Here is a 24,947-nt window from a genome sequence, read left to right as displayed (position 1 = left end):
ATTTTCATTTGACGTGGTTGTGGCATTGACGTATCATGATCTTAGCCAAGGTGCGAGTGAAAAGTCTCGCCCTTCTGTGGGTAAATGTGAAGTGGTATGATTAAGCGCCATCCCCTCCTCACGTTTTATCTGCTGGCGTTTGGTCTGGCCTGGCTGGGCTGGCTTCCCCAAGTTCTGGGTGCAAGGGGCATAGTACCCTTTAACCAGCCTTATCTGCAAGGATTGCTCATCCTCCCCGGCATCGCGCCCGCCCTGGCCGCCCTGCTGGTTGCCTGGGCGACCCAAGGGGGAACGGGGGTACAGCGTTTGTTTCGGCCGTTACTGCGCTGGCGCGTGGGGTGGTTGTGGTATGGGGTAGCCATTGCAACACCGCTGGGATTGTTGCTGTTGGCCAAGGGGGTAACCGTTTTGCTTGGGTTACCAGGTGCCGCCACCGAGTCAACCCAAGAGGGTGTTTCTCTGGTTGTGACCGCATTGATCACCTCCATCCTGGCCAATCCCTGGGAGGAAGTCGGCTGGCGCGGTTTCGCCTTGCCTCACTGGCAACAGCGCTTTACCGCCTTGACCGCCTCGCTGATCCTTGGAGGCCTGTGGGGGTTGTGGCACGTGCCGCTTTTCTTTTGGGTCGGCAATCCCATGGCCACTTACCCGTTTGGGCTTTGGTTTCTCAGCCTGCTTGCTTTGACCGTGCTCTATACCTGGTTGTATAACGCCACTGCCGGCAATCTCTTCGTGGTCACCCTTTTTCATGTGGGTCTCAACACCTTCGGCGCTGCAGTGCAGGGCATCTCATGGCTGAGCCTGGTATTGGTCTATGGCCTGGTGGCTCTAATCCTGCTCGTTCGCTTTGGGCCTACCCATCTCTCGCCCCAGCCACGGATTAAAGCCGGTTAACGCGCATCGCACAGGGTAAAACGCAGTTCGCGAAGCGCTTGTTTTCAGCAGTATAATCGGGGTGCAGTCCTCGCCAATCGGCACAGGGATTGTTTCCCACGACAACCCAGTTTCAGGACTCCGGAGGCTCTTTCGTCATGATGATACCTGACCTGCCCGACGTCGCCCAGCGCTTTATTCGCTATGCGCGGATAGATACCCAATCGGATCCCCGTTCCTCCACTTCTCCCAGCACGGCCAAGCAACTTGACCTGGCGCGTCTGCTGGTGCAGGAACTGGAAGCGCTGGGATTGCAAGATGTGACCCTGGACGATTATGGTTACGTCATGGCTACCCTGCCAGCCAACGTCACCCTCGCCGTGCCCACCGTGGGATGGATTGCTCACATGGATACCAGCCCCGACCTGACCGGCACCAACGTCAATCCTCAAGTGCATCTCTACCAGGGCGGTGATCTGGTGTTGGATGCCGAAAACGGCGTGGTGCTCTCGCCGCGTGAATTTCCTGACCTGACCCAGTATATTGGCCAAACCCTGATCACCACCGACGGGCGCACCTTGCTCGGCGCCGACGATAAGGCCGGCATTGCCGAGATCATGACCGCGCTGGCCTATCTGATCGCACACCCCGAGATTCCCCACGGGCGCATCCGCGTGGCCTTCACTCCGGATGAAGAAATCGGGCGCGGCGCCGATCATTTCGACGTGGCGCGCTTCGGGGCCGATTTTGCCTATACTGTGGATGGAGGTGAATTGGGGGAATTATCGTTCGAGACCTTCAACGCCGCCCGCGCCGAAATCACGGTCCATGGGCGCAGTGTTCACCCCGGCAGCGCCAAGAACAAGATGATCAACGCCAACGAGGTCGCGATGCAATTTCACGCCCTGTTGCCCGCCGTCGAGCGCCCAGAATTTACCGCGGGTTATGAAGGGTTCTTCCACCTCACGAGTTTCCTGGGCAGTGTGGAAGAAGCCCATCTGCACTACATCATCCGTGACCACGACCGGGCCCGCTTTGAGGCACGTAAGGCCTGGCTGCAGCGCGCAGCGGAGTTCATCAATGCCCGCTATGGGCAGCCGCTCGTCCAAGTCCAGGTGCAGGACCAATACTACAACCTGCGCGAGAAGATCGAGCCGGTGATGCACATCGTGGACCTGGCTAAAGCGGCGATGCTCGCCTGTGGAGTGACGCCCAAGATTGTGCCGGTGCGCGGTGGCACCGACGGCGCGCGCCTCTCGTATATGGGCTTGCCAACTCCCAATCTATTCACCGGCGGGCACAACTTCCACGGACGCTATGAGTATATTCCCATCCCGGCGATGGAAAAGGCCGTGGCGGTGCTGGTCGAACTGGTGCGACGGGTCGCAGAATACCAGCCGTGAGCCTTTCCCGCAAAGAGGATGGTATAATAAATAGCGGTGATCATACAAACCGGACGTTTGCCCGGCGCTTAGTTTTTTCACCCGGTTCTGGCTTTCGCGCGCGAAAGTCATAGCCGTGGTTTGTGTTTAAATTTATAGAGAAAGGTTAATCACTTCAATGGTGATTTCGATGGACGAGACGATCAAACGTGTTATCCCGAACCACTTCAGCCTGCCCCGGCGCATCAACCGCCTAGGGCAACTGGCTTATAACCTGTGGTGGACCTGGAATCCCGAAGCTCAGATGCTCTACCGCCTGATCAGCCAGCGCTTGTGGGATCAGGTCAACCACAACCCGGTAACTTTCCTGAAGAGGGTGGAGCGCAGCCAGTTGAACGCGGTCACCAATGACCGCCACTACCTTGAACTTTATGATCGCACCTTTCAAAAGTTCGATGCATACTTGCAGGATACCCAAACCTGGTTTGCACGTCATTACCCTCAGTTTGCCGGCGAGACGATTGCCTACTTCTCATTCGAGTTCGGTCTGCACGAATGTCTGCCGGTGTACGCCGGCGGCCTGGGAATTTTGGCTGGCGACCATCTCAAAGAGGCCAGCGACCTGGGCATGCCGGTGGTGGGGGTAGGGTTTATCTATAACCAGGGCTATTTTGTCCAGCGCATTACCGAAGACGGCTGGCAGGAAACCAGCACCTACTATCTGGATTACGATGAAGTGCCGATCATCCCCCTAACCGATGCCCAGGGACAGCCGGTGCTGATCAGCGTGGAACTGCCCGGGCGCCTGGTCCATGCCCGCCTGTGGCAGGTGCAGGTGGGGCGGGTGGCGCTCTACCTGCTGGATACCAACCTGGAGCAAAACCAGGAAAACGACCGTCAACTGACGGCACGGCTTTACAGCAGTGACCCCGAGGTGCGCATCTCACAGGAGATTCTGCTTGGGATCGGCGGGGTGCGCGCCCTACGCCGCCTGGGGCTTCAGCCAAAGGTGTGGCACATGAATGAAGGGCACTCAGCTTTCCTAGTGTTGGAACGGGCGCGCGAACTGGTGCAAAGTGGCCTGACCTTTGAGCAAGCCGCGGCGCAGGTGCGCAAAGGGAACGTGTTCACAACGCATACGCCGGTACCCGCCGGGGTGGATCAATTCCCGCTCTGGCTGGTGGATAAATACCTTTCGACCCTGTGGCCACAACTGGGCCTGACCCGCGAGCAGTTGATCGCGTTGGGGCACCAGACCACGCCGTGGGGCGAATCGTTCTGCATGCCGGTCTTAGCCCTGCGCCTTTCTGATCATGCCAACGCCGTCTCCGAACTACACGGCGAGGTCTCGCGGCGGATGTGGAACTTCCTCTGGCCGGATCGCCGCGCCGACGAGGTGCCGATCACGCACGTCACCAACGGCGTGCACACCCCCTCTTGGCTGGCGCGGCGCCTACGCCTGCTCTACGAGCGCTACCTCGGCCCGGACTGGCTGGAACATCTGGATGAGCCGGAACTGTGGGATCGCATCGCCAGCATCCCCGACCACGAATTATGGGCCGTGCGCCAGCACCTCAAGCGCAAACTGGCGCTTTACGTCAACGAGCGGGCACGCCAGTTGTGGATGCGCGGCAACGTACACCCTTCGCAGGTCTTGGCCAGCGGCGTTTTCCTGGAACCATATTCGCTGACCATCGGCTTTGCACGGCGGTTTGCCACCTACAAGCGCGCTACCCTCATCCTGCGTGATTACGAACGCCTGCTGCGCATCATCACCAACCCGGATATGCCGGTGCAGATCGTTTTTGCCGGCAAAGCGCATCCGGCGGACGAACCGGGCAAACTGCTTATCCAGCAAGTCTATCGCGCGGTCAAAGACCCGCGGGCGGCTGGGCGGCTGGTATTCCTGGAAGACTATGACATGAACCTGGCGCGCCTGTTGGTGCAAGGCGTGGACGTGTGGCTGAACAACCCGCGGCGCCCAAACGAGGCATCGGGTACCTCGGGCATGAAGGCCGCCCTCAACGGCGTGCTTAACTTCTCGGTGTTGGATGGCTGGTGGCGTGAGGCTTACAATGGCGCCAATGGCTGGGCGATTGGCGAGGATGCCGATCCGGTAGATCCGACCCACCAGGATGAATTGGATGCGCTCAGCCTCTACGACACCCTGGAAAAAGAGATTATCCCGCTCTATTATCAGAATCGCTCCACGGACAACATCCCCTCGGGTTGGATTGCGCGCATCAAGGAATCCATCCGTACGTTGGCGCCGCAATTCAGCACCCGCCGTATGCTTAAAGAGTACCTCACCGAGATGTACCTGCCCTGCCTGGAAGCGGCGGAAGAGGAGATTCCTGCTGATACCGCAGTAACCTTGGACCAAGCGAATTAAGCCATGCATCTGACTCTGACCTGGCACAGTTTGTTGGTGGCGTTGGGCATTTTCGCCTTGCGCGTATGTGATATGTCACTGGATACCATCCGCGTGCTGTTCGTGGTGCGCGGTCGCAAGGGGTTGGCCTGGGCGCTGGGCTTCATGCAATCGTTGATCTTCGTGATTGCGATCAGTTCCGTCCTGGCCAACCTCGACAATCCCCTTAATATCGTGGGGTATGCCGCCGGGTTTGCCACCGGCAACGTGGTGGGGATGACGATTGAAGAACGCCTGGCCATTGGGCACCTCCAACTGACCATCATCAGCCCTCTGCGCGGCTCGGCGATTGCCGAGTTACTACGTGCGCATGGTTACGGTGTGACCGAGGTAGCCGGGCGTGGCCTGAGCGGCACAGTGACCATTTTGCACGTGGGGGTCATGCGCAAAAAGTTGGACGAAGTGGAGACCCTGGTGCTGGAAGCCGACCCTGAAGCCTTTGTGACGGTGGAAGAGATTCGCCCCCTGCGGCGCGGCTTTTGGGGGGCGTGAAAGCAATGGAACCCAGGGCGATAAATAGGGTGTATAGAAAGAGATTCAATTACCCCGGCGAGTGACGGGGCAGAATGGCGCCTCTTGCCTGTCAAGTCTAAAGAAAAGGTTACCGAAGGGTTAGGCGAGTTTCTGAGGTGCACCTTCCCTTTCTCCCTCAGGTGCAGCATCAGGCGGCCAAATCCGCCTCGATCCGGGCTAACTCCGGTAAGGTTTTCTTTAAATTAACCATCTTATTTCGGTAACATGTTAGGTGAACGAACCACGGCATTCTCAAAGTTTTTAACAAATAACTAAAAGCGGTCCTCATCGGTAAATTTGGATGTGCAAATAACCCCAACGCAGATTGTGGCTAGCGGGGAAGATGATCTGTGGGTGGTCGAGGAAAACCAGGGGCGTCTGTAGCAGGATATAGAGCGCTTATTTGCCCCAAACAGGCCGAAAGCGGACTTTGAACAGGTCGCCACCAACTTTCGGCAGGCGGAAGCCGTCAACAAGGGACATGGACGTATGGAGAAACGTCACATCCGAACCAGCGCCAGGCTCAATGACCGTGTGGATTGGCTCGGAGTAAGACAGGTCTAACGCATGGAGCGCCATTTCACCTGGATACGCCGGGGGAAAGCGATCAAAACCAGCCGGGCGGTGGAGTACGGTATCACCAGCCTGTGGCCAGACAAGGCCTCGCCCAAGCGGGTAAGGCAAATCAGACGACAACACTGGCTGATTGAAACCGGCTTACATTATCGGTGGGATGTGACCTTTCGGGAAGACGCCACTCGGATGACGAAAGGCGCTGCAGGCCGAATTCTGGCGACCATCCATAAGGTTGTCCTGGCGTTGATCAAGCGAGCCGGTGTTGACAACGCAGCCTGGGCTCGTCGCTGGTTTGAGGGACACCTCGACCAGGCTTTCGCCTTGCTTGTCTCCATACATTCGCGACTTTGAGAAAGCCATGCAAAGAGCGACTGGCGGGCGGGCTGGGATGGTGGGGTCAGTGTTACAATCAGTGGCGCCGCCTGTTGCAACCTTTCAAGATGAACCAGACTGCGCTGGAGCAATGCCTTGGCCTGGGGCAGGGGAAGGGTCTCATCATAGAAGGGAGCGAGGAAGTCGAGCACAACCACGGGGATGGCAGTGGCTGGTAGGGATTCCAACACGGCCAGGACTTGCTGGGCGGTGAAGGCGCGTTGCAGGTGCAGGCGGGTGAGTAAGGCTTCTATGTGAGGGGTGTGCTGGCGAAGAAGGCGGGTGAGGGTGTAGGGCTGGAGACGGTTACCGGCATCGAGCAGATGGACTGCGCCGCGCAGGATCAACGCCACCAGCAGGTGATGGGCGGCAGGGGTGACCGCCCGCGGGCCACAAAGGACGACCAGGCCTTGAGCCGAGAGGTAGGAAGTGAGGTTCATCGCCCCTATCATAGCGCGCGAGCGCCGGAACGGCCATTCCCAAAGGGGGAAGAAGATGGGGGGACTTGTGGGTTAACCTCAAGGGGGGCTCACAACCAGGCCGAGAAATCCCAATTCTCGAGCAGCAAGCGCAATTCGGCCTTGGTGTGAACACCGAATTTGGTGGTGGCGGCGCGGAGGTGCGATTTGACGGTTTCAGGGGAGATGCCCATGCGGGCGGCGATTTGGCGATTGGTGAAGCCAAGGCAGGCGAGGGCGGTGGCTTGCTGCTCGCGGGGGGTGAGGGACTGCCAGCATTGCCAGAGGTGGTCGCGTTGGGAAAGGGCGTGCAAGCCGGTGGCGAGGAGGTCGTTGGCGAGGGCGTCCTCAGGCTGGCCGGTCTGGCGGGCGAGCGTCTGGAGAGTAGCAAAGAGGTGGGAGTCGAGGGCAAACTCCCGCCGTGTGGGGGTGGCCGGACGGCGCTGCAGCCAGGTGACCAAATGTTGCCAAAGGGTCATACCATAATTTTAATAGAACAAATGTTCTGTGTCAATAATCGCTTTCCTGGGTTCAGGCCTGATCTGGCACAGTGGACTAGCCATAGTAATGAAACACGTCAAGCTGCGACCGAATTTATCCTTTGCGGTGGAGGGGGATTATTCCGGTTGGAGAAAGATGAACGCACCCGAAAAGCGCTTAGTCTTCACGGGCCTGGCTTTATCCGTTCGGGGTTGCCAGTGATGCGATTTTGGGAGACGAATTCCTGTTTGTGGATCGGTTCTCCCTACAGGATGTCTTTCAAATAAAAGGGTCGGGCTTCGAGCCCCGTCGGGGACACGGATAGGGGGCAACTATGACGCCGGGTAAAAAATTTAGAGCCAAGCGTTTCTGGTTTCAAAAAAGGTTTTTGCTCACTCACCCCCCAAATCTACGCAAAAAGCGCAGTACGGTCTGGATATACGTCCGGTAAGCCTCGCGGTGGATGCTGTGGCCCGCTTCAGGGAAGTGCACCACCTGCACCTGTGGCCATAGGGCCTGGATCTCTTCGGCGACCGCAGGGGTGACTAAACCACCCCGTGCCGGATCGGCGGTGAGCAGCAAACCGGGGCACCGCAACTCTGTGACGATTTCGCGCCAGGGACGACGGGGCTCTACCCATCCGCTCAAGGCTTCAGGGCGTAACTCCTGCTTGGCTTTTGCCCATTGAAAGAGTTCACTCTCATCCCAGTTGGGGTGACGCTCTTTACACAGCGCCATTAATTCGTCAATGGAACGCTGCTTGTAAGCCAAGAGGTCGGCGTAAATTTGCTGGTAAACCGATGACTGCGGATCGAGATGATCTAATGGGAGATTGTCGCCCCAGGGTGGGTCTTCCAGTACCACCCCGCGCACCAGGTCGGGGCGGTTGGCGGCCAGGCGGGCAGCCACATCCGCACCCATGGAGTGCCCGATAACCACCGGTGGGTTTATTTGCAGGGCTTCAATCAGAGTTTCAACGTCACGCGCCTGAATCTCGAGACCGACGCCGTCGGGCCCAATCCCGGATGAACCATGCCCGCGAGCATCCGGGAGGATGACGTCAAATTCCTCTTCCAGGGCAAGGGGAACGCGATTCCAGCACAGGGCATTGTCGGAAAAGCCATGTAAAAGGATGACCGGCGGCTTCTCTCCCCCTGTGCGATAGTAGGTGAGGCGCATTTGGCCAACCATCACGTGACCATAAAACAGACGAGGCATCATAGCCCTCCACTCTGGATTAGATCTATTTTAGCACACGCAAACGGGAACCGTCGGCGATCGGGCGGTTAGGGTTTGGGATTGCCTTGACATGAAAATGATTTTCAATTACACTATGAGACATGACCGAGAAAACCACTGAGTTGGTGAATGATTGGCTGGAACGATTACAGGCCAACGGTTACCGGCTAACCGAGCCACTGCGTCATATTGTGGAGACCCTGGTGAGCAGTCCGCGCGCCCTGGGGCCGATTGAAATTTATGACCTGGTGCGCACGCGTTATCCTAACCTGGGCCTGGTGACCGTATACCGCACGTTGGAGAAATTAGAAGCGCTGGGATTGATCCAACGCGTGCACCAGGATGACGGTTGCCACCGCTACTTGCGCGCGACACAGGGTCATCAGCATCTTCTGGTCTGCACCCGCTGTGGGCGAGTAGTGTACTTTGCCGGTGATGATCTCTCGCCCTTGATCCAACGCACCGAAGCCGAAACCGGCTACGCCATTCAAGATCACTGGCTGCAACTCTATGGCCTTTGTCCGTCATGCCGACCGTAGAGGCAAGTTTTAGTTTATTTATTGTTGAAAATGATATTCATTACATAGACAGGAGGTGTGCGATGGTAAAACGTACGTTGGTCGGGCTGGTCCTGATGGCAACCATGTTGCTTCTGACTTCCTGCGCTGGCTCTGCCCAACCCTCACCGACGTTGCAAGATGGTCAGAAAGTGCGCGTTTTGGCGACCACCACGCTGGTAGGTGACGTGGTCAAGCAAGTCGGTGGTGAGTGGGTTGATCTACACGTCTTGCTGCCGGTGGGCGCCGACCCGCACAGTTTTGAGCCAACGCCGCAGGACGCCGCCAAACTGGCTCAGGCTGACCTTATCTTTGCCAATGGTTTGGATTTGGAGGCTTTTCTGGAGCCGCTGATTGAGAGCGCGGGGGCGGCGGAGCGGGTGGTATATGTGTCGGAAGGAATCGAACCCCTTTCCCTGGCCGCGGAGGTCCATGACCACGCAGAAGAAAGCGCGGGGCACTCACACGGGGAATTTGATCCCCATGTATGGATGGACCCTAACAACGTCATGGTTTGGGTGGACAATATTGAAAAAGCGCTGAGTGCGCGTGATCCAGCCCATGCCGCCGGTTATGCGGAGAACGCCCGTGCCTATCGCCAGGCCCTAAAAGACTTGGATGCCTGGATTCGCGAGCAAGTGGCTCAGGTGCCCGTGGAGAAACGGAAGATTGTCACCGATCATTTAGTATTTGGATACTTCGCCCAACGATATGGGTTTGAGCAAGTTGGAGCGGTTGTGCCTGGATTTAGCACGCTCTCTGCCCCTTCAGCCCAGGAGTTGGCTGGCCTGGAAGCCCAAATTCGGGCGTTAGGAGTCAAAACGATTTTCGTTGGCTCCACGGTCAATCCCGCCGTTGCCCAGCGTTTGGCCGAGGATGTTGGGGCTAAAATCGTTACCGTGTATACGGGGTCGCTCAGCCCGGCGGATGGGCCCGCGGCAACCTACCTGGATTTTATGCGCTATAATGTGCTTGCGTTGGTGAATAATCTCAAATAAGATCCGTTCTGGGAGAATCATCCATGGCCCTGATGCGAGAGATTCGGCAGGTGCGCTGGTCGTTGAATGGCTATCAGTCTGCTCATGATACCAGACAGCCCATTGTCCATGCGATTGACCTGACGGTCATGTATGAAAGCGGTCCCGCCCTAGAACGGGTTAGTTTTGAAATCTATAAGGGTGAGCGGGTAGCCGTTGTGGGGCCTAATGGTGCCGGGAAAAGCACCCTTTTTAAGGTAATTGCCGGCATTCTGCAACCAACCAGTGGGCGTATTGAGATTTACGGTGGCGCACCGGGCGAACATATCTGTGTGGCTTACGTGCCCCAACGTTCGGTGGTGGATTGGCGCTTCCCGGTGACGGTGTATGATGTGGTGATGATGGGACGGGTGGGGCGAATCGGATTGCTAAGGCGTCCGGGGCGAGACGATCATCGCATAGTGCGTCAGGCGCTGGAGCGGGTGGGGCTGAGTGACCTGGCAAGCCGTCAAATCGCACAACTCTCCGGTGGTCAGCAGCAGCGCATGTTCCTGGCGCGTGCCCTCGCTCAGGAAGCCGAACTGATGCTTCTGGATGAACCCTTCACCGGGCTGGATTTGCCCTCGCAAAACGAGTTATTAGCCCTGCTGGAACGGTTACAGGGTGAAGGGATTACCATCATGGTCTCACTCCACGATCTGAACCTGGCAGCCCAGCAATTCACCCGCCTCTTACTTCTCAATCGCACGCTGATCGCTTTAGGAACGCCGCAAGACGTCTTGAACACCCAAACCCTGCTGGCTGCCTACGGCGGACATCTGCACATTGTGAGCGAGCCGACGGGCAACCTGGTGTTGGGCGATACCTGTTGCGATGGAGGGGGACATGCTTGAGATCTTGCTGCAGCCGTTTCAGTATGCCTTTATGGTGCGGGGGATGCTGGCCGCCGTATTGGTAGGGGTGGTCTGTGCGGTAGTGGGCACGTTTGTGGTCCTGCGTGGGATGGCTTTCTTTGGGGATGCACTGGCACATACGATCCTACCTGGTCTGGCCGTGGGTTACTTAGTGGGAGGCGGATCGCGCGAGACATTGTTCTGGTGGGCGCTGGGCACGGCGGTCGTGAGCGCGGTTTCGATTGGTACGATCAGTCGTAAGTTACGGCTGAAAGAAGATACCGCCATTGGGATTATCTTTGCCGGGATGTTCGCCCTGGGGGTAGCATTGATTTCCTCAGTGCGCAGTTACTCGGTGGACCTGGCTCACTTTCTCTTTGGGGATGTCCTGGCGGTGCGCGAAAGTGATCTTATTCGCAGTGCTATCTTTGGAGGGGTGGTGTTACTCTTGCTATATGCTTTTTATAAAGAGTTCGCTTTGCTTTCATTTGACCCGATTCTGGCCGCCACATTACGCCTGCCGGCCCATTTTTTAGATTTGTTGTTGGTGATTTTGATCGCCGTTGCCATTGTTGTCTCGTTGCAAACCGTAGGGGTAGCGCTGATGGTGGCGATGCTGGTGACACCTGCGGCGACGGCCTCGTTGCTGACGCGGCGCTTGCCATTGATTATGATGTGGGCGGCTGTGATTGCGGCTTTTTCGGGAGTAGTGGGATTGTACCTTTCGTATTATCTTAACGTTGCGTCTGGTGCAGCGATTGTGCTGACCTGTACGGTAGGATTTATTCTTGTCTCATTGGGGCGCAGTTTGCGCGAGCGGTTTTTTCGAGTTTCGACGGTTTAGCAGTAACCCGTTTTCCCAATCCTCACAGAAGTGATCGGGGATTCGCCTATATGGATCCCTCAACTCTCCTCATCACTTTTTTGTTTTTCCTGGCGGCTTTGCTGTATGCCTCGGTAGGGCACGGCGGCGCTTCGGCTTACCTGGCGGTGATGGCTCTATTAGGCGTAACACCTGCGGAGATGCGGCCCACGGCGTTGATCTTGAACATATTGGTAGCCGGGGTAGGGACATTCAAATACATTCGAGCCGGACGCTTTTCTTGGTCCGTCTTCTGGCCGTTTGCGCTTACATCCGTGCCCATGGCCTACCTCGGGGGACGCATTCACCTTCCGGTTCGTTATTTTGAACTTTTATTAGGGGTGGCCTTGCTTTTTGCCGCGTTACGTTTGCTGATCAAGCCCGGTGGTGAAAGAGAAGGTTTGCACCCATTTGCGTTGGGCTGGGCGTTGGGGATTGGGGCCGTGTTAGGCTTCGTTTCCGGGCTGATCGGCATTGGGGGCGGCATTTTTCTCAGTCCGATCTTAATCTTTTTGGGTTGGGCTGAGACGCGCCAGGTCTCCGGAATTGCTGCGGCCTTTATCGTGGTCAATTCGGCCTCGGGTTTGTTCGGCTTACTCCAGAGCCATCCTCCTCTACCCGCCGCGATTCCTTTTTGGATGGTGGCTGTGCTGGCCGGCGGTTGGATCGGGGCTGAGTTGGGCAGTCGTTATCTCACTGCCCCCTGGATTCGACGCGCGTTAGGAGTGGTGTTGGTGGTCGCTGCCTTGCGGGTGCTGGTGGTTTAAAGTGCGGCGGATCCGGCTTTGCTATCCCGTTTCCAACAGACGGGGCAGGATATGGCGTTCAACTTGCTGATCATTGTGGGGGGTAGGCACCTCATCAAACAGGTACCAATCCTCGATGTGCTCCAGACTGGCGCCGGGCGGCAGTCGGGTCAGGGGGCTAAGCGTTTCGAGTTCCAAGAAACGATCATTGATGAAGACCTCAACCGTACTACCCCAGTCGGGATAGGTGGCCTCAGGATGATATTCAAATCGCTTCAGGAACAAGTGTCCGCGGCGGGCGTAAGCGGCCCATCCGAACGGTGTGTGCAAGCCAATCTTTTGGGCGGTGGCGCGCAATGGATCTTGCCGGGCAAGGATGTAGGATCGTCCCAGGCTCCACCGAGGATCACTCAGGTCGGTATAAGCCCACAGCACCAGAGCGCTCACGGGTAGAAGATGAGTCTCATGAGGCGCTTTGGGGGGTAGGGGCAAAACAGCACATCCCCCCGGCGCCATCACGCTTAGCGCCCAAGCCGCTAGTTCGATTTCCCACACACCCTGGTTACACAGGCGGTGAATCACCCGCACATGACTGCCTTCCGGCGCCAAAATGACCTCGAGGCTCTTCTGAATACCCGTCAAAGGTTCTACCGCCTGGGTGAGGCGCACACCGCTGGGCAAAGACTCATAAGTCACGGGTTGGTTATCCGGCACGTAGGTGCGGGGACGCATCTCTGGGGCATGCCACAGACGGTGCCCCCCGTAGATGTGCCACTGGGTGGAATCAAGCGGTTGAGTGGGGTCAAGCAATTCGGCAAACTCGTTTTCGCCCTCAATGAAGCCATAGCGGATGATGCGAGGGCCTAGGGCAGTGGTGATCAGCACTTCGACCTGGCCGTTTGCCAGGCGGAGGCAGGGACCGAATGGGGGGTAATCAATGAGATTCATGGCGAAATAAGACCTCAGGGATGAAGCGACTGGTTGCGATGATTAATCCTGTAATATTATCCTGGTAACCTGAGGGTAACGCAAGGCGTTTATCGGATTAAGTAAGAACGACGTGCGATAAAATTTGCCCCGATTCACGCGGAAACGGATCGGATTTTATGGTTTCCAAGGGATTATTCGCGTATAATAGTTTTCGTATTCGGGGTTTTATCCACCCAAGCCAAAGGAGGTGATAGACCGAGGCGATAACTTGTAAAATCTTTCTTTCCCATTCGTTCCACCATTTTTCCAAGTTTTTTGAAGGAGGAGACAATGTTTGCCAAGAGAACGTTTGCCGTTTTGGCAGTGTTGGTGGCATTAAGCATGGTGCTGGCCGCGTGTCAGCCAGCGGCAACCCCCACCACAGCCCCAACCCAACCCCCAGCCACACAGCCCCCAGTTAGTGAACCAACAGCGACCCAACCCCCGGCGACCGAGGTCACCTTTGAGGGTATGAAATACCCGGAAAACCCCTCTTGTGATTACGGAGGGCTCATCAAAGAGATTGCCGCATTAGATCGCCTAACCGTGCAATTCACCCTCTGTCAGCCCGATCCGGCTTTTCCCTCTAAAGCGGCTTTCTCGGCTTTCTCCATTCAACCCAAGGAATGGATTGAAGCCGCCATGGCTGACCGACGCATTCTCTCACAACCTATTGGCACTGGGCCGTATAAACTGGAGGCCTGGAACCGCGGTGATAGCATTGTGATGAAGCGTTTTGACGACTATTGGGGTGAGAAGGCTAAAGTCGGGACCCTGGTTTTCCGCTGGAATAAAGAGGCTGCAGCCCGCTTGCTCGAACTGCAATCCGGCACGGTGGATGGCATTGACAATCCCAGCCCGGATGATTTTGAGGTCATTCGCAACGACCCCAACCTGAAGTTGCTTGAGCGTGAAGCCCTCAACGTGTTCTACATTGGGATGACCAATACCTTCAAACCTTTTGATGATGTACGCGTACGTCAGGCCATTGCCATGGGCATTGACCGTGAGCGCATTGTCAAGAACTTCTTCCCTGCGGGCTCAGAAGTTGCAACGCATTTCACCCCCTGCGCCATTCCTAACGGTTGTACGGGTGATCCGTGGTATGAATTTGATCCGGCCAAAGCCAAGGAATTGCTGGCACAGGCGGGCTATCCCAACGGCTTTAAGACCAAGATTTACTATCGCGATGTGGTGCGCTCTTACTTGCCCGAACCGGGTTTGGTGGCAACCGACATCCAGGCGCAACTGAAAGAGAATCTGGGCATTGAGGCCGAAGTGGTGGTCATGGAATCGGGTGCATTCATCGAGGAATCCAATGCGGGTCGGCTGGATGGGCTCTACCTGCTGGGGTGGAATGCGGATTATCCGCACATCACCAACTTCCTCGACTTCCATTTTGGTGCCTCGAACCCACAGTTTGGTAAGCCGCATCCTGAGATCTATGAAGTATTACAAAAGGCGGCTCAGATCGCTGATCCTAAGGAGGCTGAAGCCCTTTATACCCAGGCGAACAACGCTATTCGCGAACTGGTGCCAATGGTGCCGGTGGCGCATGGTGGGTCGGCCGTGGCCTACCGAGCCGATGTTGAGGGTGCCCATGCCAGCCCGTTGGGGAACGAGTACTTTGCAGTCGTGAAGCCGGGCGACCGCGACACCTTCGTCTGGATGCAGAACGCGGAGCCGATTTCCCTCTACTGTAATGACGAAACCGATGGTGAATCGCTGCGCGCCTGCGAGCAAATGCTGGAATCCCTGCTCTCCTTTGAGGTGGGCGGTACGGCGGTCAAACCTGGACTGGCGACGTCCTGTGATCCAAATGAGGACCTGACCGTTTGGACCTGCAAATTGCGCGATGGGGTCAAGTTCCATGATGGGTCAGACCTGGATGCCAACGATGTGGTGATGTCCTGGGTGGTGGCCTGGGACGCCAAACACCCCTTACACATCGGCAATACGGGCGCATTCACGTATTTCTCGACCCTGTGGAATGCACTGCTCAACGCACCGCCCAGTGAATAATAAAACAGGCGGGGTTTGAAAGAGACAAGCGGGATGGGATGTGTCCCATCCCGCTTCATCCCATTGTATCGCGTGAGGGCAAAGACTTCCCATGATCCAATACTCCATTCGCCGCATTCTGGCTTCCTTTCCGGTTTTGTTGGGTATCCTGATTGCTACGTTTATCCTGGCTCGCCTGATCCCCGGCGATCCGTGTAAAGCCATCTTGGGGGAGAAGGCCACACAGGAAGTATGCGCTCAATTTGCTGAGCGCTATGGGTTGAACAAACCCATTTATGTGCAGTTGGGAATTTATATGGGGAACGTGTTGCGGGGGGATTTTGGCAATTCGATCCGCTTCAGCCGCCCGGTCACGGTGATCCTGGTGGAACGTCTGCCCACCACGGTGGAGTTAGGCTTGTCAGCGCTGACCATCGCTTTATTGGTCGGCATTCCCGCCGGGATCCTCTCGGCTATCAAGCGTAACTCCGTACTGGATGTGGTGACCATGGTAGGTGCTAACATTGGCGTTTCCATGCCGGTGTACTGGCTGGGTTTGATGCTGGCCTACTTCTTTGCCCTGGTGTTGAAAGATACCCCGTTCTGGTTGCCCCCTAGTGGTCGGCTCAGCCCAGGAGTAACCGTCGTACCTTTTTATCAGGTATGGGGTTGGACAGTGCCCGAAACAGGATTCTGGCGCGGTGTATTGGATTTTGTGGGACGGCTTTATCTTTTCAATTCTTTGATCACCGGTAATTGGAAGGTTTTCAGGGATGCTTTGACTCATTTGATCCTACCGGCCGTGGCATTGAGCACGATTCCGATGTCCATTATTGCGCGTATGACCCGCTCGAGCATGTTGGAGGTGCTGCGTCTGGATTATATTCGTACCGCACGGGCGAAAGGACTGACCGAACGATTAGTCATTCTCAAGCATGCCCTGCGCAACGCCCTGCTGCCCATTGTGACCGTGGTGGGGATTCAGGTGGGAAACCTTTTTGCGGGTGCGGTGCTTACTGAAACGATTTTTGGTCTGGCAGGTGTGGGAAGTATCCTCTTTGAGGCGATCACTGCGCGCGATTTTCCGATCATCCAGGCTTTCACGGTCGTTATTGCCATTGGCTACGTGGTGATCAACCTGTTGGTGGACTTATCCTATGTCTTCATAGATCCGCGCATTCGCTTGGAGTGACCGTTATGGCTTCGACGTCAAACCCTCTACCTTCTTCGGCTCGGGATTATCGCGCTAATAGTCTGTGGCGTCTGACATTGCGGCGTATCTTTCGCCAGCGCCCAGCGATCATCGGTATGACCTTACTGGGTATTTTGGTCTTCTGTGCCATCTTTGCTCCGGTGATTGCGCCTTATGATCCAGAAGCCGTGCTTATCGGCGTGGAAGATGTGCGCAAGCGTGAGCCGCCCTGCATTCATATCCTTGGCTGCCCCAAGGATCGTCCACAGCACCTGATGGGTATTGACGGCAATGTGCGGGATGTCTTCAGTCGCATTATTTTTGGAGCCCGCATTTCGCTCTTTATCGGCATTTCTACGGTTAGTTTTGCCATTCTTGTTGGCACCATCCTAGGCGCTATTTCGGGGTATGTAGGGGGCTGGGTGGATCTGGTTATCATGCGCATTTTGGATGTTTTGCTGGCGTTTCCGTCCTTGCTGTTGGCCATTGCCATCGTGACGGTGCTGGGGCGGGGGTTGCAAAACGCCTTGTTGGCGATTGCCATTGTCTCCATTCCAGTCTATGCGCGGGTGGTGCGGGCGAGCGTGCTCTCGGTGAAAGAAAACGCCTACGTGCTGGCTTCGCGCGCTTTGGGAGGAAGCCATATACACATTTTGCTGCGGCGTATCCTGCCCAATGCTATTCCGCCGTTAATCGTGCAGGGAACGTTGGGCATTGGTACGGCAATCCTGGACGCAGCAGCGTTGTCATTCCTGGGCTTGGGCGCCCAACCGCCAACCCCGGAGTGGGGCACCATGCTGGGCACGGAGCGCAACCAGGTTTTCACTGCGCCCCATCTGGTTTTCTTCCCCGGCCTGGCTATCATGATTACCGTGCTTTCGTTCAACCTGTTGGGTGACGGATTGCGGGATGCCATTGACCCGCGCCTGAAAGGAGGTTAGGAAGCCGCGATGACCGCTAATTCTTCTTCGCAGCCCTTGCTGGATGTGCGTGATCTGAAGACGTATTTCTTCACCGAAGACGGGGTGGTCAAGGCGGTGGACGGAATCTCGTTCCAGGTTTTTCCGGGTGAGGTGTTGGGTTTGGTGGGTGAGTCGGGCTGTGGCAAAAGTGTCACTTCGCTCTCGATTATGCGCCTGCTGGATGCCCCGGGCAAGATTGTTGGTGGCGAAATTTGGTTCGAAGGCCAGAACCTCCTGGCTTTAAGCGAGCACGAGATGACTCAGGTGCGGGGGAATCAGATCTCGATGGTTTTTCAGCAGCCGGTGACCAGCCTGAACCCGGTATTCAATATCGGCAGCCAGATTGCCGAAGTGATTATGATTCATAATCCACAGATTAAAAAAACTGAGGCTTGGCGTGAGGCGGTCAATTTACTGCGTCTGGTGGGTGTCCCTGATCCCGAACGCCGTGCTTATGCCTTCCCTCACGAACTTTCAGGCGGCCAGGCACAACGGGTGATGATCGCCATGGCGCTGGCCTTGCGCCCCAAATTATTGATTGCAGATGAGCCGACCACGGCGTTGGATGTGACCATTCAAGCCCAGATTTTGGATTTGCTGCGGGGATTGCGCAGCCAGTTCAACACGGCGGTAATTCTTATTACTCATGACCTGGGTGTAGTGGCTGAGATGGCGGATCGCGTAGCGGTCATGTATGCCGGCAAGATTGTCGAAGAAGCCGATGTGCGTGAACTCTTTGCCAATCCGCTGCATCCTTATACCCGTGGCCTGATCGCATCGGTGCCGGTTTTGGGCCGGGTGCGGGATTATCTGGAGACCATTCCGGGTAATGTACCTAATTTGATAGATTTGCCGCCCGGCTGTCGTTTTGCGCCGCGTTGCCAAGCGCGCCTGGATTACAGTCTTGGTATTTGTACTCAGGAAGAGCCCGACTTGATTGAGATTAGCCGGGGTCATAAAGTGCGCTGTTGGCTCTACCAGGATGGTAAAGATCATCAAGCGCCCTTGCGCACCACCCAAGAGATATCCCAAGTCAAGGATCGAGGTTAACCGTGGACACCATTGCACCTTCCTCAACCCCAGGAAGCACCTCAAAGAATGGTCGGGTGTTACTCGAGGTGCGTAACCTGGTCAAATACTTTCCAGTGCGGGGAGGCGTCTTCCGCCGCGTGGTGGCTTGGGTCAAAGCCGTGGACGACGTCAGTTTTACGATTCATGAAGGGGAGACACTGGGTCTGGTTGGAGAGTCGGGCTGTGGCAAGACCACGGTGGGGCAGGCCATCTTGCGCCTGACTGAACCCACACGCGGGCAGGTGATCTTTGATGGACAGGATTTGCTCGAACTCAAGGGTGAAGCGCTCAAACGAGCCCGGCGCAACCTGCAAATCGTCTTCCAGGATCCTTATGGCTCATTAGATCCCCGCTTACCGATTGGCGAATCCATTGCCGAGGGACTGCACATTCACAAGATCGGCACGCCCGCCGAACGGTTTGAGATTGTGTTGGAGATGCTGCGTAAAGTAGGCATGGAGGATTATCATGCCATGCGCTACCCACATGAATTCTCGGGTGGGCAGCGTCAGCGTATCGGCATTGCACGCGCGTTGGTGTTGCGCCCCAAATTCTTGGTGCTGGATGAACCGGTTTCGGCGCTGGATGTCTCGATCCAAGCCCAGGTGCTTAACCTGCTGCGCGATCTGCAACGCGAGTTCGGTTTGACGTACTTGTTTATTGCCCACAACCTGGGTGTGGTTGAGCACATCTCAGATCGCGTTGCGGTGATGTACTTGGGCAAAATTGTTGAAGTGGCACCGCGGGATGTCCTTTTCGGCAACCCGCTTCATCCTTATACTCAGGCACTTATGTCGGCCATCCCTATCCCCGATCCGACCATAAAACGTCAGCGCATTATCCTCAAAGGCGATGTGCCGAGTCCACTCAACCCGCCTTCGGGTTGCCGTTTCCATCCCCGGTGCCCTATGGCCATGGGCATCTGTTCGCGGCAGGAGCCCGAACTGCGTGAGGTGGCGCCAGGGCATTTTGTGCACTGCTGGCTGTACCAACCTCATGAACCTGAGCCGCCCACCGCTACGGCGTAAAATGACTGACCGGCCACAGATGGAGGGTTTTGTCTTCACCCAGGCTGAGCAAATAGCGGCCATCGGGTGAAAAGGCCAGCCCCGTTACACTCCCCGCATGTGCCGTAAAGGGGGGGCGCCACTGCTGATTTTCAAGATTAAGCAGGTAAATCTCGCTGCCGATGCCCAACGCCAACCAGTGGTCATCCGGGCTAATGGCGATAGCATTGGCAATTTGGGGTAGGGCAAGTTTAACCTGAGGCTTCCCAGTACGGGCATCCCAGAGGGTGAGCAGGGGGACAAATTGGTCATTCAGTGTGCCACCAGCTACCGTCGCGACCAGGGAAGCATCATGATTAACAGCAAACACAGCAATGAAATCTTCGTGGTTGAGGGCGGGGCTTAGAGTGCCGTTCGTGGCGTCCTGTAATTGCAGGGTACCCCGGGCATACCACACCACATGGAGCACATCGGGCGCAAAAATGACGTTGTAGACCGGTGCCGCGGTTTGAAAGCCGGTTAGCCGAATTCCGGGTTTCCCTGAGTCAACATCCCAGATAGTCGCCGCTATTTCCTGAGTGGAGCCGATGAGCAACAGACTACCATCGGGTGAGAATGAAGCAGCGTAAATTCCCCCATCGGGTTGGAGGGTGTGCCGCACCTCCCCGCTGACCAGATCGCGCAGGGTCAGGGTCAGGTTATCCGTGGTGATGGCCACCGTGCGCCCATCCGCCGAGGCATCCAGCACAGTGGTGGGAGGGGTATAAGCCAGGTCAGCCAATGGCTGGAGGGTGTTGGCATCATAAAGGGTGATCTCTTGCTCCGCCAGAATCCAAAACGCCCCACTATCCTTACGCCACACTGCCCGGAAGGGATAGGCGGGCACTGACGCCGTAAGTGCCCCCAGTGCTTCGACCGGTGAAGGGGTTGGTGAAGGAGTTGGCGTGGGGATAGGCGTCGGAATGGGTGGAAGAGTGGGCGGACGGGTGGGTTCGGGTGAGGGGGTCGGCGTGGGAGCAACCTGGTTGCCACCGCCACAACCAATGACAAAGGCGGCCAAAACCCAGAGTAGGATCAAACGCACGAAGAAGGATTTCATAGGGCACCGTGTCCTGAACGGAGGATTTTACAGGTATGAGGGGATTATACCCCCCTTAAAGGGGGGCGTTGGTCGTGAGATGACGCGGCAGGGCGAGGCTCAGTAGTAGAGTGGGCATTGGTTTGCAGGCGTTCGCGGTAGAGAATCTCTTCCAGAAGTTTGCGGTTGAAGTTGATCAAATCGGCAACCAAACCGATGAGGATGGTCTGGAAACCGACGATAAGCAGTACCGCGCCCAGGATCAGCGACTGCACATTGCCACTGCCTCGCCCCTGGAAGTAGAAGATGAGAAAACGCACCAGCGGAACCAACCCCAGAGCGATCAGGCCCAGGCCAATGGTGGTGAAAACCCGCAGAGGACGGTACATGGTATAGGCGCGCACGATGGTCACACCGGAGTTGAGCAGGTAATCCCACAAGCCACGCATCAAGCGCGAGGGGCGGCGCGGGGGATTGGTGCGCACCGGCACGCTGGCAATGGCAAAGCGGTGATTGCCGGCTTGGATGAGGGTTTCGAGGGTGTAGGAATAATGGCTGAGGACGTTGGTGCGCAGGGCAACCTCGCGCGTCATTGCGCGGAAGCCGCTCGTGGCATCTGGGATCGGAATGCCAGCGGCCTGTGAAACGACCTGACTGCCCCAGGTTTGCAAGCGGCGCTTGATGGGGGAGAAATTGGGTTGGGCGGCTACCCCGCGGTCACCGATGACCAATTCGGCCTCACCGCGCAGAATCGGTGCAATCAGGGTGGGAATATCCTCGGGCTTGTACTGCTCATCAGCATCGGTGTTGACGATGATGTCGGCGCCCAGGCGCAGGCATGCATCCAGGCCGACTTTGAATGCCTCGGCCAGGCCGGCGTGGCGTTTGAGACGCACAATGTGATCGGCGCCGGCGGTGCGGGCAACTTCGGCGGTATTATCGGTGCTGCCATCATCAATAACCAGGACTTCCACGCAATCCACTCCCTCAATCTGGCGGGGCAGGTTGCGCAGGGTCGTGGGGAGTACCTCGGCTTCGTTGTAGCAGGGGATTTGGATAATGAGTTTCATCCGCGTTTCGGACAGGGTCTCTTGATTAACCAAAGTTGCTAAAAGTATACCATGGGCTCGGCTGAGTACTTGGTTAAGGAGATGGAGTTGCGCAAAAGCCACCCGAAAAACGCAGGGTGAGTTGGGGTTTCGGGCTATAATAAAAATGATTTCTTTCAGGAGCCAACGATGCCGCGGGTACGCCTTGGGTTATTCTTCTTTGCCGCGATTTTCCTTACTGCCTGTCGTGTCGTTTTAGAAACCCCGGTTCCTCCACCGACGGAGGCGGTGATATCCCCTGAGGCCGTACACCCTACAGATACGGTCGTGCTTTTGCCCTCACCCACACCGACCCCCTCACCAACGCCCAGCCCTGCGCCGACGGAGACACCGACCATCCCGCCGGACTCGGCCTATCCGGCGCCGTCTGCGGCTTCCCTGTTGGCTACGCCGACGGCTGAAAGTATGAGGATGAGCCTACTCAGCACGCCCACCGCCGCGCCGTTGACGCTCATGGTTCAGAGCAATTCACCGGCCTTTATTCCGGCTTTTCGTTATGCCAGCCTGGGTTGCAATTGGATGGGGGTGGCCGGGCAGGTGTTCGATGCCGGGGGAAATCCGTTGACTGGGCTGGTGATCGGTGCGAGCGGCAATGTGGCCGGGCAAAGCGTGGATGCGTTGGGTTTTACCGGATTAGCCACCGATTACGGGCCAGCGGGCTATGAGATTAAGTTGGCGGATCGGGTTGCCCCGGCGATTTTCTGGCTGCAGGTGTTCAATTTGCAGGGGGCACCGCTCAGCGAGGCGCAGATGTTCCAGATGGGGGGTGATTGCGCTAAGAATCTGGCCATTGTGAACTTTGTAGCAACCAATTATCTGGGAAATCGGCTTTACCTCCCAATTGTGGGGCGATAACCCTTTCCAAAATTAAACAACCCAGTCTAACAAGCCCTGATGAGCAAGGATTTATTGGGGTAAGACATGTGCTCTAAGGATGTATCTTTTGGATCATATAAACATCTAAATAATTGAATATGATTTCGTGGAAAGAAGGTAACAAGGGAATGTCTTGTCATACCGGGCAGGGGCATTGTGCTTGGACCATAGGATGCGCATGCGCTCAAGGGGGATGGATTAAGCGTTCGCCACCGTGGCAGACCTGTGGTGGGGATTCTGATGTGATTCGAGTTACATCCTACTTAGAACTGGAGGTCTGCCATGAAATTAAAAACGTTACAAGATCATTTGAATAAATGGTTGCTTCTTTATGTCGTGCTGGCAATGGCGCTGGGCTTGGGGATCGGCTATCCAGCCGCCGCCTGGACGAAGGCGCACCAATCTCAGGTGAGCAACTTAACCACATTGATGGTGTTTCTGATCATCTATCCGATGATGATCAATCTGAGGTTGGAAGCGCTGGTCAAAGCAGGAAAAAACCTCAAGGGTCTTTCTATCGCGGTTCTCTTTAACTTCCTCTGGGCCCCTTTGCTGGGTTGGTTGCTGGCACGTGCCTTCTTACACGATCCAATGCTGGCACTGGGATTTTTGTTGGTGATGGTGGTGCCCTGTTCCAGCATGAGCATTGGGTACACTGGGCTGGCCGAAGGCAACCTTGAACTGGCTACGGTCACGGTAGCCTTGAGTTTTGTGCTGGCTATTGTGGCTGTGCCGTTATGGATGTTGGGGTTTGCGGCCAATTACCGGGTGGAAGTGCCTATCCAGGATATGTTGATGTCTATTTTGACCGTCCTGATCGCACCTATGGTGTTGGGCTATTTGACCCGGCTCGGGTTAACCAAATGGCTGGGGGAGAAGAAATTCAAAGAGATTCAGCCGTTCTTCCCATCCCTTTCCCTCCTTGCCATGTACGGCATTGTGTTCCTGATTTTCTTTGCCAAGGCAACCTTGATCATTGAGAAATGGAACATGGTGCTGATGCTTATCCTGCCCAATTTTTTGTTCCTCCTTTTGACTCTTGCCGTAGCCACTTGGGTAAACCGAAAATTGGGCCTTTCGTACCGTGACCATATGGCCATCGTGTTCGCTAGTACGGGTAAGAACAACGGTACGGCTATTGCAATCGCCGCAACAGCATTCTCGCCCATGGTGGCCATCCCGGCGGCAACGATGCCAATTTTCCAGATCCTTTTCCTGGCGCTTTATTTGAAGATGGCAGGTTGGGTGCGGAGTTACTTTGATCAGGGAGAAGTGAGTGCTGGAAAGAAGAAGAGGGTAACCCATCAACCTTGAAAGGAGGTATCTCAATGATGACGCCTTGGGGTATGACTTACTGTCGTCGGTTAGGCGGTGTGCAAAGAGCACGGCCTGCTGGATATCAACCTGGTTTCTATAGAAAGGAGGTCAGAACAATGCCACCCTATGGATGGAAGTTCGGACGGCGCTGGCACGGCTACTATGTGGAGACCGAAATTTCCCGGGAAAACGTCGAAGCGGCAGTTAAGGCGCTTCTGGCGAAGGCGCGCAAGGGTGAGGCATGGACCAGTCCATGCTGTGGAGTTCGCCATTTTCCCATCCTTGTAGACACCAACATTGTAGGCCATGTATGGGAGGACGTGGACCTCAGTGCCCTGGAGGTAAGCGCGTTCTGGAGCGGCCCCTTTGGGGTTAAGGCTGAACTGGCGAGCCAGGGGCGAGTGGTGGGCATGGTCTGGGTGAACATCGAGTAGCACCTTGATGATCTGGTGTTACCATGACGCTCGAATCCATGGCAGGGTTTCTAATAACCCTGCCATGGGTGATTAATGTCCCTCTCTTGGGTGACAAAAGGGGCTCATTTGACTGTAGGAAGGCCAGTATAATATATTCGATTTTGCGAATTTTTTATGGAGGTCATATGAAAATCGCAGCTGTTTCCGAGGACGGCATAACGATCAGTCAGCATTTTGGCCGAGCGCCCTTTTATGTCGTGATTACCGTTGAAAACGGGCAGATTGTGGGGCGCGAGGTGCGTGAAAAAATGGGGCATGCGCAGTTTGCAAGTCGCGAGGAAACCCACACCCCGGCTGAAGCCGCTCAGGGACATGGGTTTGATCCCGCAGCCCAGGAACGTCATGCCCGGATGGCGGCCAGTATTGCCGATTGCGACGTCCTCCTAGCGCCAGGAATGGGTGCAGGGGCATATGAAAGCCTGCGTCGGGCAGGGATTCGCCCGATACTGACGGAGATTGCCAACATCGAGGAAGCTGTTCGCGCTGTGATCGCGGGTGAGATTGAAGATCATACCGAGTGGCTGCATTAA

At 56.2% G+C, this 24,947-nt stretch carries 25 protein-coding genes; 18 read left to right on the top strand and 7 right to left on the bottom strand.

All coding sequences use genetic code 11. The annotated features are described in order from the left end of the window. Positions 1-96 precede the first annotated feature (96 nt). The 4 genes from QYE77_RS07125 (at position 97) to QYE77_RS07110 (ending at position 5,178) form a co-directional block, all read left to right on the top strand. Positions 97-894 (top strand): type II CAAX endopeptidase family protein, encoded by a 798-nt coding sequence (locus QYE77_RS07125; RefSeq protein WP_315624684.1) that lies wholly within the window; start codon positions 97-99, stop codon positions 892-894. Between the two features lie 140 nt (positions 895-1,034). Beyond that, the gene (pepT, locus tag QYE77_RS07120; RefSeq protein WP_399389921.1) at positions 1,035-2,276 is read left to right on the top strand and encodes a peptidase T; all 1,242 of its coding nucleotides are present in this window, start codon (positions 1,035-1,037) and stop codon (positions 2,274-2,276) included. A gap of 169 nt (positions 2,277-2,445) precedes the next feature. Then, positions 2,446-4,647, top strand: coding sequence for an alpha-glucan family phosphorylase (glgP, locus tag QYE77_RS07115; protein WP_315624682.1), 2,202 nt, complete (start codon positions 2,446-2,448; stop codon positions 4,645-4,647). Positions 4,648-4,650: 3 nt separating this feature from the next. Continuing rightward, on the top strand, positions 4,651-5,178 hold the full coding sequence (locus QYE77_RS07110; protein WP_315624681.1) for a DUF2179 domain-containing protein: 528 nt from the start codon (positions 4,651-4,653) through the stop codon (positions 5,176-5,178). 420 nt (positions 5,179-5,598) lie between these two features. Here the strand turns inward: QYE77_RS07110 and QYE77_RS07105 are convergent, their stop codons facing one another. The 4 genes from QYE77_RS07105 to QYE77_RS07090 all read right to left on the bottom strand — a co-directional run bounded on the left by QYE77_RS07105 (position 5,599) and on the right by QYE77_RS07090 (position 8,306). After that, the gene (locus QYE77_RS07105) at positions 5,599-5,895 is read right to left on the bottom strand and encodes a hypothetical protein (protein WP_315624680.1); all 297 of its coding nucleotides are present in this window, start codon (positions 5,893-5,895) and stop codon (positions 5,599-5,601) included. A gap of 26 nt (positions 5,896-5,921) precedes the next feature. After that, positions 5,922-6,587, bottom strand: coding sequence for a P-loop NTPase family protein (locus QYE77_RS07100; RefSeq protein ID WP_315624679.1), 666 nt, complete (start codon positions 6,585-6,587; stop codon positions 5,922-5,924). 89 nt (positions 6,588-6,676) lie between these two features. Further along, entirely contained in the window at positions 6,677-7,084 is a 408-nt protein-coding gene (locus QYE77_RS07095) for a helix-turn-helix transcriptional regulator (RefSeq protein WP_315624678.1), read from the bottom strand. A 397-nt stretch (positions 7,085-7,481) separates the two neighbouring features. Continuing rightward, positions 7,482-8,306, bottom strand: a complete 825-nt coding sequence (locus QYE77_RS07090; RefSeq protein WP_315624677.1) for an alpha/beta fold hydrolase — start codon at positions 8,304-8,306, stop codon at positions 7,482-7,484. Between the two features lie 119 nt (positions 8,307-8,425). On the opposite strand from QYE77_RS07090, the gene QYE77_RS07085 reads away from it, so the two are divergent. From QYE77_RS07085 to QYE77_RS07065, 5 genes are all read left to right on the top strand, one after another. Next, a complete protein-coding gene (locus QYE77_RS07085) occupies positions 8,426-8,863 on the top strand; it encodes a Fur family transcriptional regulator (RefSeq protein ID WP_315624676.1) in 438 nt (145 codons plus the stop codon). A 62-nt stretch (positions 8,864-8,925) separates the two neighbouring features. Continuing rightward, the gene (locus QYE77_RS07080; protein WP_315624675.1) at positions 8,926-9,879 is read left to right on the top strand and encodes a metal ABC transporter substrate-binding protein; all 954 of its coding nucleotides are present in this window, start codon (positions 8,926-8,928) and stop codon (positions 9,877-9,879) included. Positions 9,880-9,902: 23 nt separating this feature from the next. Next, positions 9,903-10,751 (top strand): zinc ABC transporter ATP-binding protein AztA, encoded by an 849-nt coding sequence (gene aztA / locus QYE77_RS07075; RefSeq protein ID WP_315624674.1) that lies wholly within the window; start codon positions 9,903-9,905, stop codon positions 10,749-10,751. Continuing rightward, positions 10,744-11,595, top strand: coding sequence for a metal ABC transporter permease (locus QYE77_RS07070; protein WP_315624673.1), 852 nt, complete (start codon positions 10,744-10,746; stop codon positions 11,593-11,595). The genes aztA and QYE77_RS07070 overlap by 8 nt, the downstream gene beginning before the upstream one ends. A gap of 50 nt (positions 11,596-11,645) precedes the next feature. Continuing rightward, positions 11,646-12,380, top strand: a complete 735-nt coding sequence (locus QYE77_RS07065; protein ID WP_315624672.1) for a sulfite exporter TauE/SafE family protein — start codon at positions 11,646-11,648, stop codon at positions 12,378-12,380. A gap of 21 nt (positions 12,381-12,401) precedes the next feature. Here the strand turns inward: QYE77_RS07065 and QYE77_RS07060 are convergent, their stop codons facing one another. Further along, complete coding sequence (locus QYE77_RS07060; RefSeq protein ID WP_315624671.1) at positions 12,402-13,307, bottom strand: hypothetical protein; 906 nt, start codon at positions 13,305-13,307, stop codon at positions 12,402-12,404. 312 nt (positions 13,308-13,619) lie between these two features. Between QYE77_RS07060 and QYE77_RS07055 the strand changes: the two genes are divergently transcribed. The 5 genes from QYE77_RS07055 (at position 13,620) to QYE77_RS07035 (ending at position 19,582) form a co-directional block, all read left to right on the top strand. After that, entirely contained in the window at positions 13,620-15,350 is a 1,731-nt protein-coding gene (locus QYE77_RS07055) for an ABC transporter substrate-binding protein (protein ID WP_315624670.1), read from the top strand. A gap of 91 nt (positions 15,351-15,441) precedes the next feature. Continuing rightward, the gene (locus tag QYE77_RS07050) at positions 15,442-16,521 is read left to right on the top strand and encodes an ABC transporter permease (RefSeq protein ID WP_315624669.1); all 1,080 of its coding nucleotides are present in this window, start codon (positions 15,442-15,444) and stop codon (positions 16,519-16,521) included. A 5-nt stretch (positions 16,522-16,526) separates the two neighbouring features. After that, positions 16,527-17,462, top strand: a complete 936-nt coding sequence (locus tag QYE77_RS07045; protein ID WP_315624668.1) for an ABC transporter permease — start codon at positions 16,527-16,529, stop codon at positions 17,460-17,462. 9 nt (positions 17,463-17,471) lie between these two features. Beyond that, on the top strand, positions 17,472-18,533 hold the full coding sequence (locus QYE77_RS07040; RefSeq protein ID WP_315624667.1) for an ABC transporter ATP-binding protein: 1,062 nt from the start codon (positions 17,472-17,474) through the stop codon (positions 18,531-18,533). An 11-nt stretch (positions 18,534-18,544) separates the two neighbouring features. Continuing rightward, a complete protein-coding gene (locus QYE77_RS07035) occupies positions 18,545-19,582 on the top strand; it encodes an ABC transporter ATP-binding protein (protein ID WP_399389918.1) in 1,038 nt (345 codons plus the stop codon). Here the strand turns inward: QYE77_RS07035 and QYE77_RS07030 are convergent. Both QYE77_RS07030 and QYE77_RS07025 read right to left on the bottom strand, forming a co-directional pair. Continuing rightward, complete coding sequence (locus QYE77_RS07030; RefSeq protein WP_315624665.1) at positions 19,572-20,660, bottom strand: WD40 repeat domain-containing protein; 1,089 nt, start codon at positions 20,658-20,660, stop codon at positions 19,572-19,574. The genes QYE77_RS07035 and QYE77_RS07030 overlap by 11 nt on opposite strands. A 44-nt stretch (positions 20,661-20,704) precedes the next feature. Further along, a complete protein-coding gene (locus QYE77_RS07025) occupies positions 20,705-21,709 on the bottom strand; it encodes a glycosyltransferase family 2 protein (RefSeq protein ID WP_315624664.1) in 1,005 nt (334 codons plus the stop codon). A 168-nt stretch (positions 21,710-21,877) separates the two neighbouring features. Here QYE77_RS07025 and QYE77_RS07020 point away from each other — a divergent pair, with 168 nt between their 5' ends. The 4 genes from QYE77_RS07020 to QYE77_RS07005 all read left to right on the top strand — a co-directional run bounded on the left by QYE77_RS07020 (position 21,878) and on the right by QYE77_RS07005 (position 24,947). Then, positions 21,878-22,603, top strand: coding sequence for a hypothetical protein (locus QYE77_RS07020; protein WP_315624663.1), 726 nt, complete (start codon positions 21,878-21,880; stop codon positions 22,601-22,603). Positions 22,604-22,906: 303 nt separating this feature from the next. Continuing rightward, positions 22,907-23,938, top strand: coding sequence for an arsenic resistance protein (locus QYE77_RS07015; protein WP_315624662.1), 1,032 nt, complete (start codon positions 22,907-22,909; stop codon positions 23,936-23,938). A 119-nt stretch (positions 23,939-24,057) separates the two neighbouring features. Continuing rightward, positions 24,058-24,375, top strand: a complete 318-nt coding sequence (locus QYE77_RS07010) for a hypothetical protein (RefSeq protein ID WP_315624661.1) — start codon at positions 24,058-24,060, stop codon at positions 24,373-24,375. 167 nt (positions 24,376-24,542) lie between these two features. Beyond that, positions 24,543-24,947: a NifB/NifX family molybdenum-iron cluster-binding protein gene (locus QYE77_RS07005; RefSeq protein ID WP_315624660.1), complete on the top strand. Its 405-nt coding sequence runs from the start codon at positions 24,543-24,545 to the stop codon at positions 24,945-24,947.

Origin of the sequence: Thermanaerothrix solaris (genome assembly GCF_032334255.1) — a bacterium.
In the GTDB taxonomy this organism is placed as follows: Bacteria; Chloroflexota; Anaerolineae; order Anaerolineales; family Anaerolineaceae; genus Thermanaerothrix; species Thermanaerothrix solaris.
This window is presented reverse-complemented; position numbering and strand designations above follow the sequence as displayed.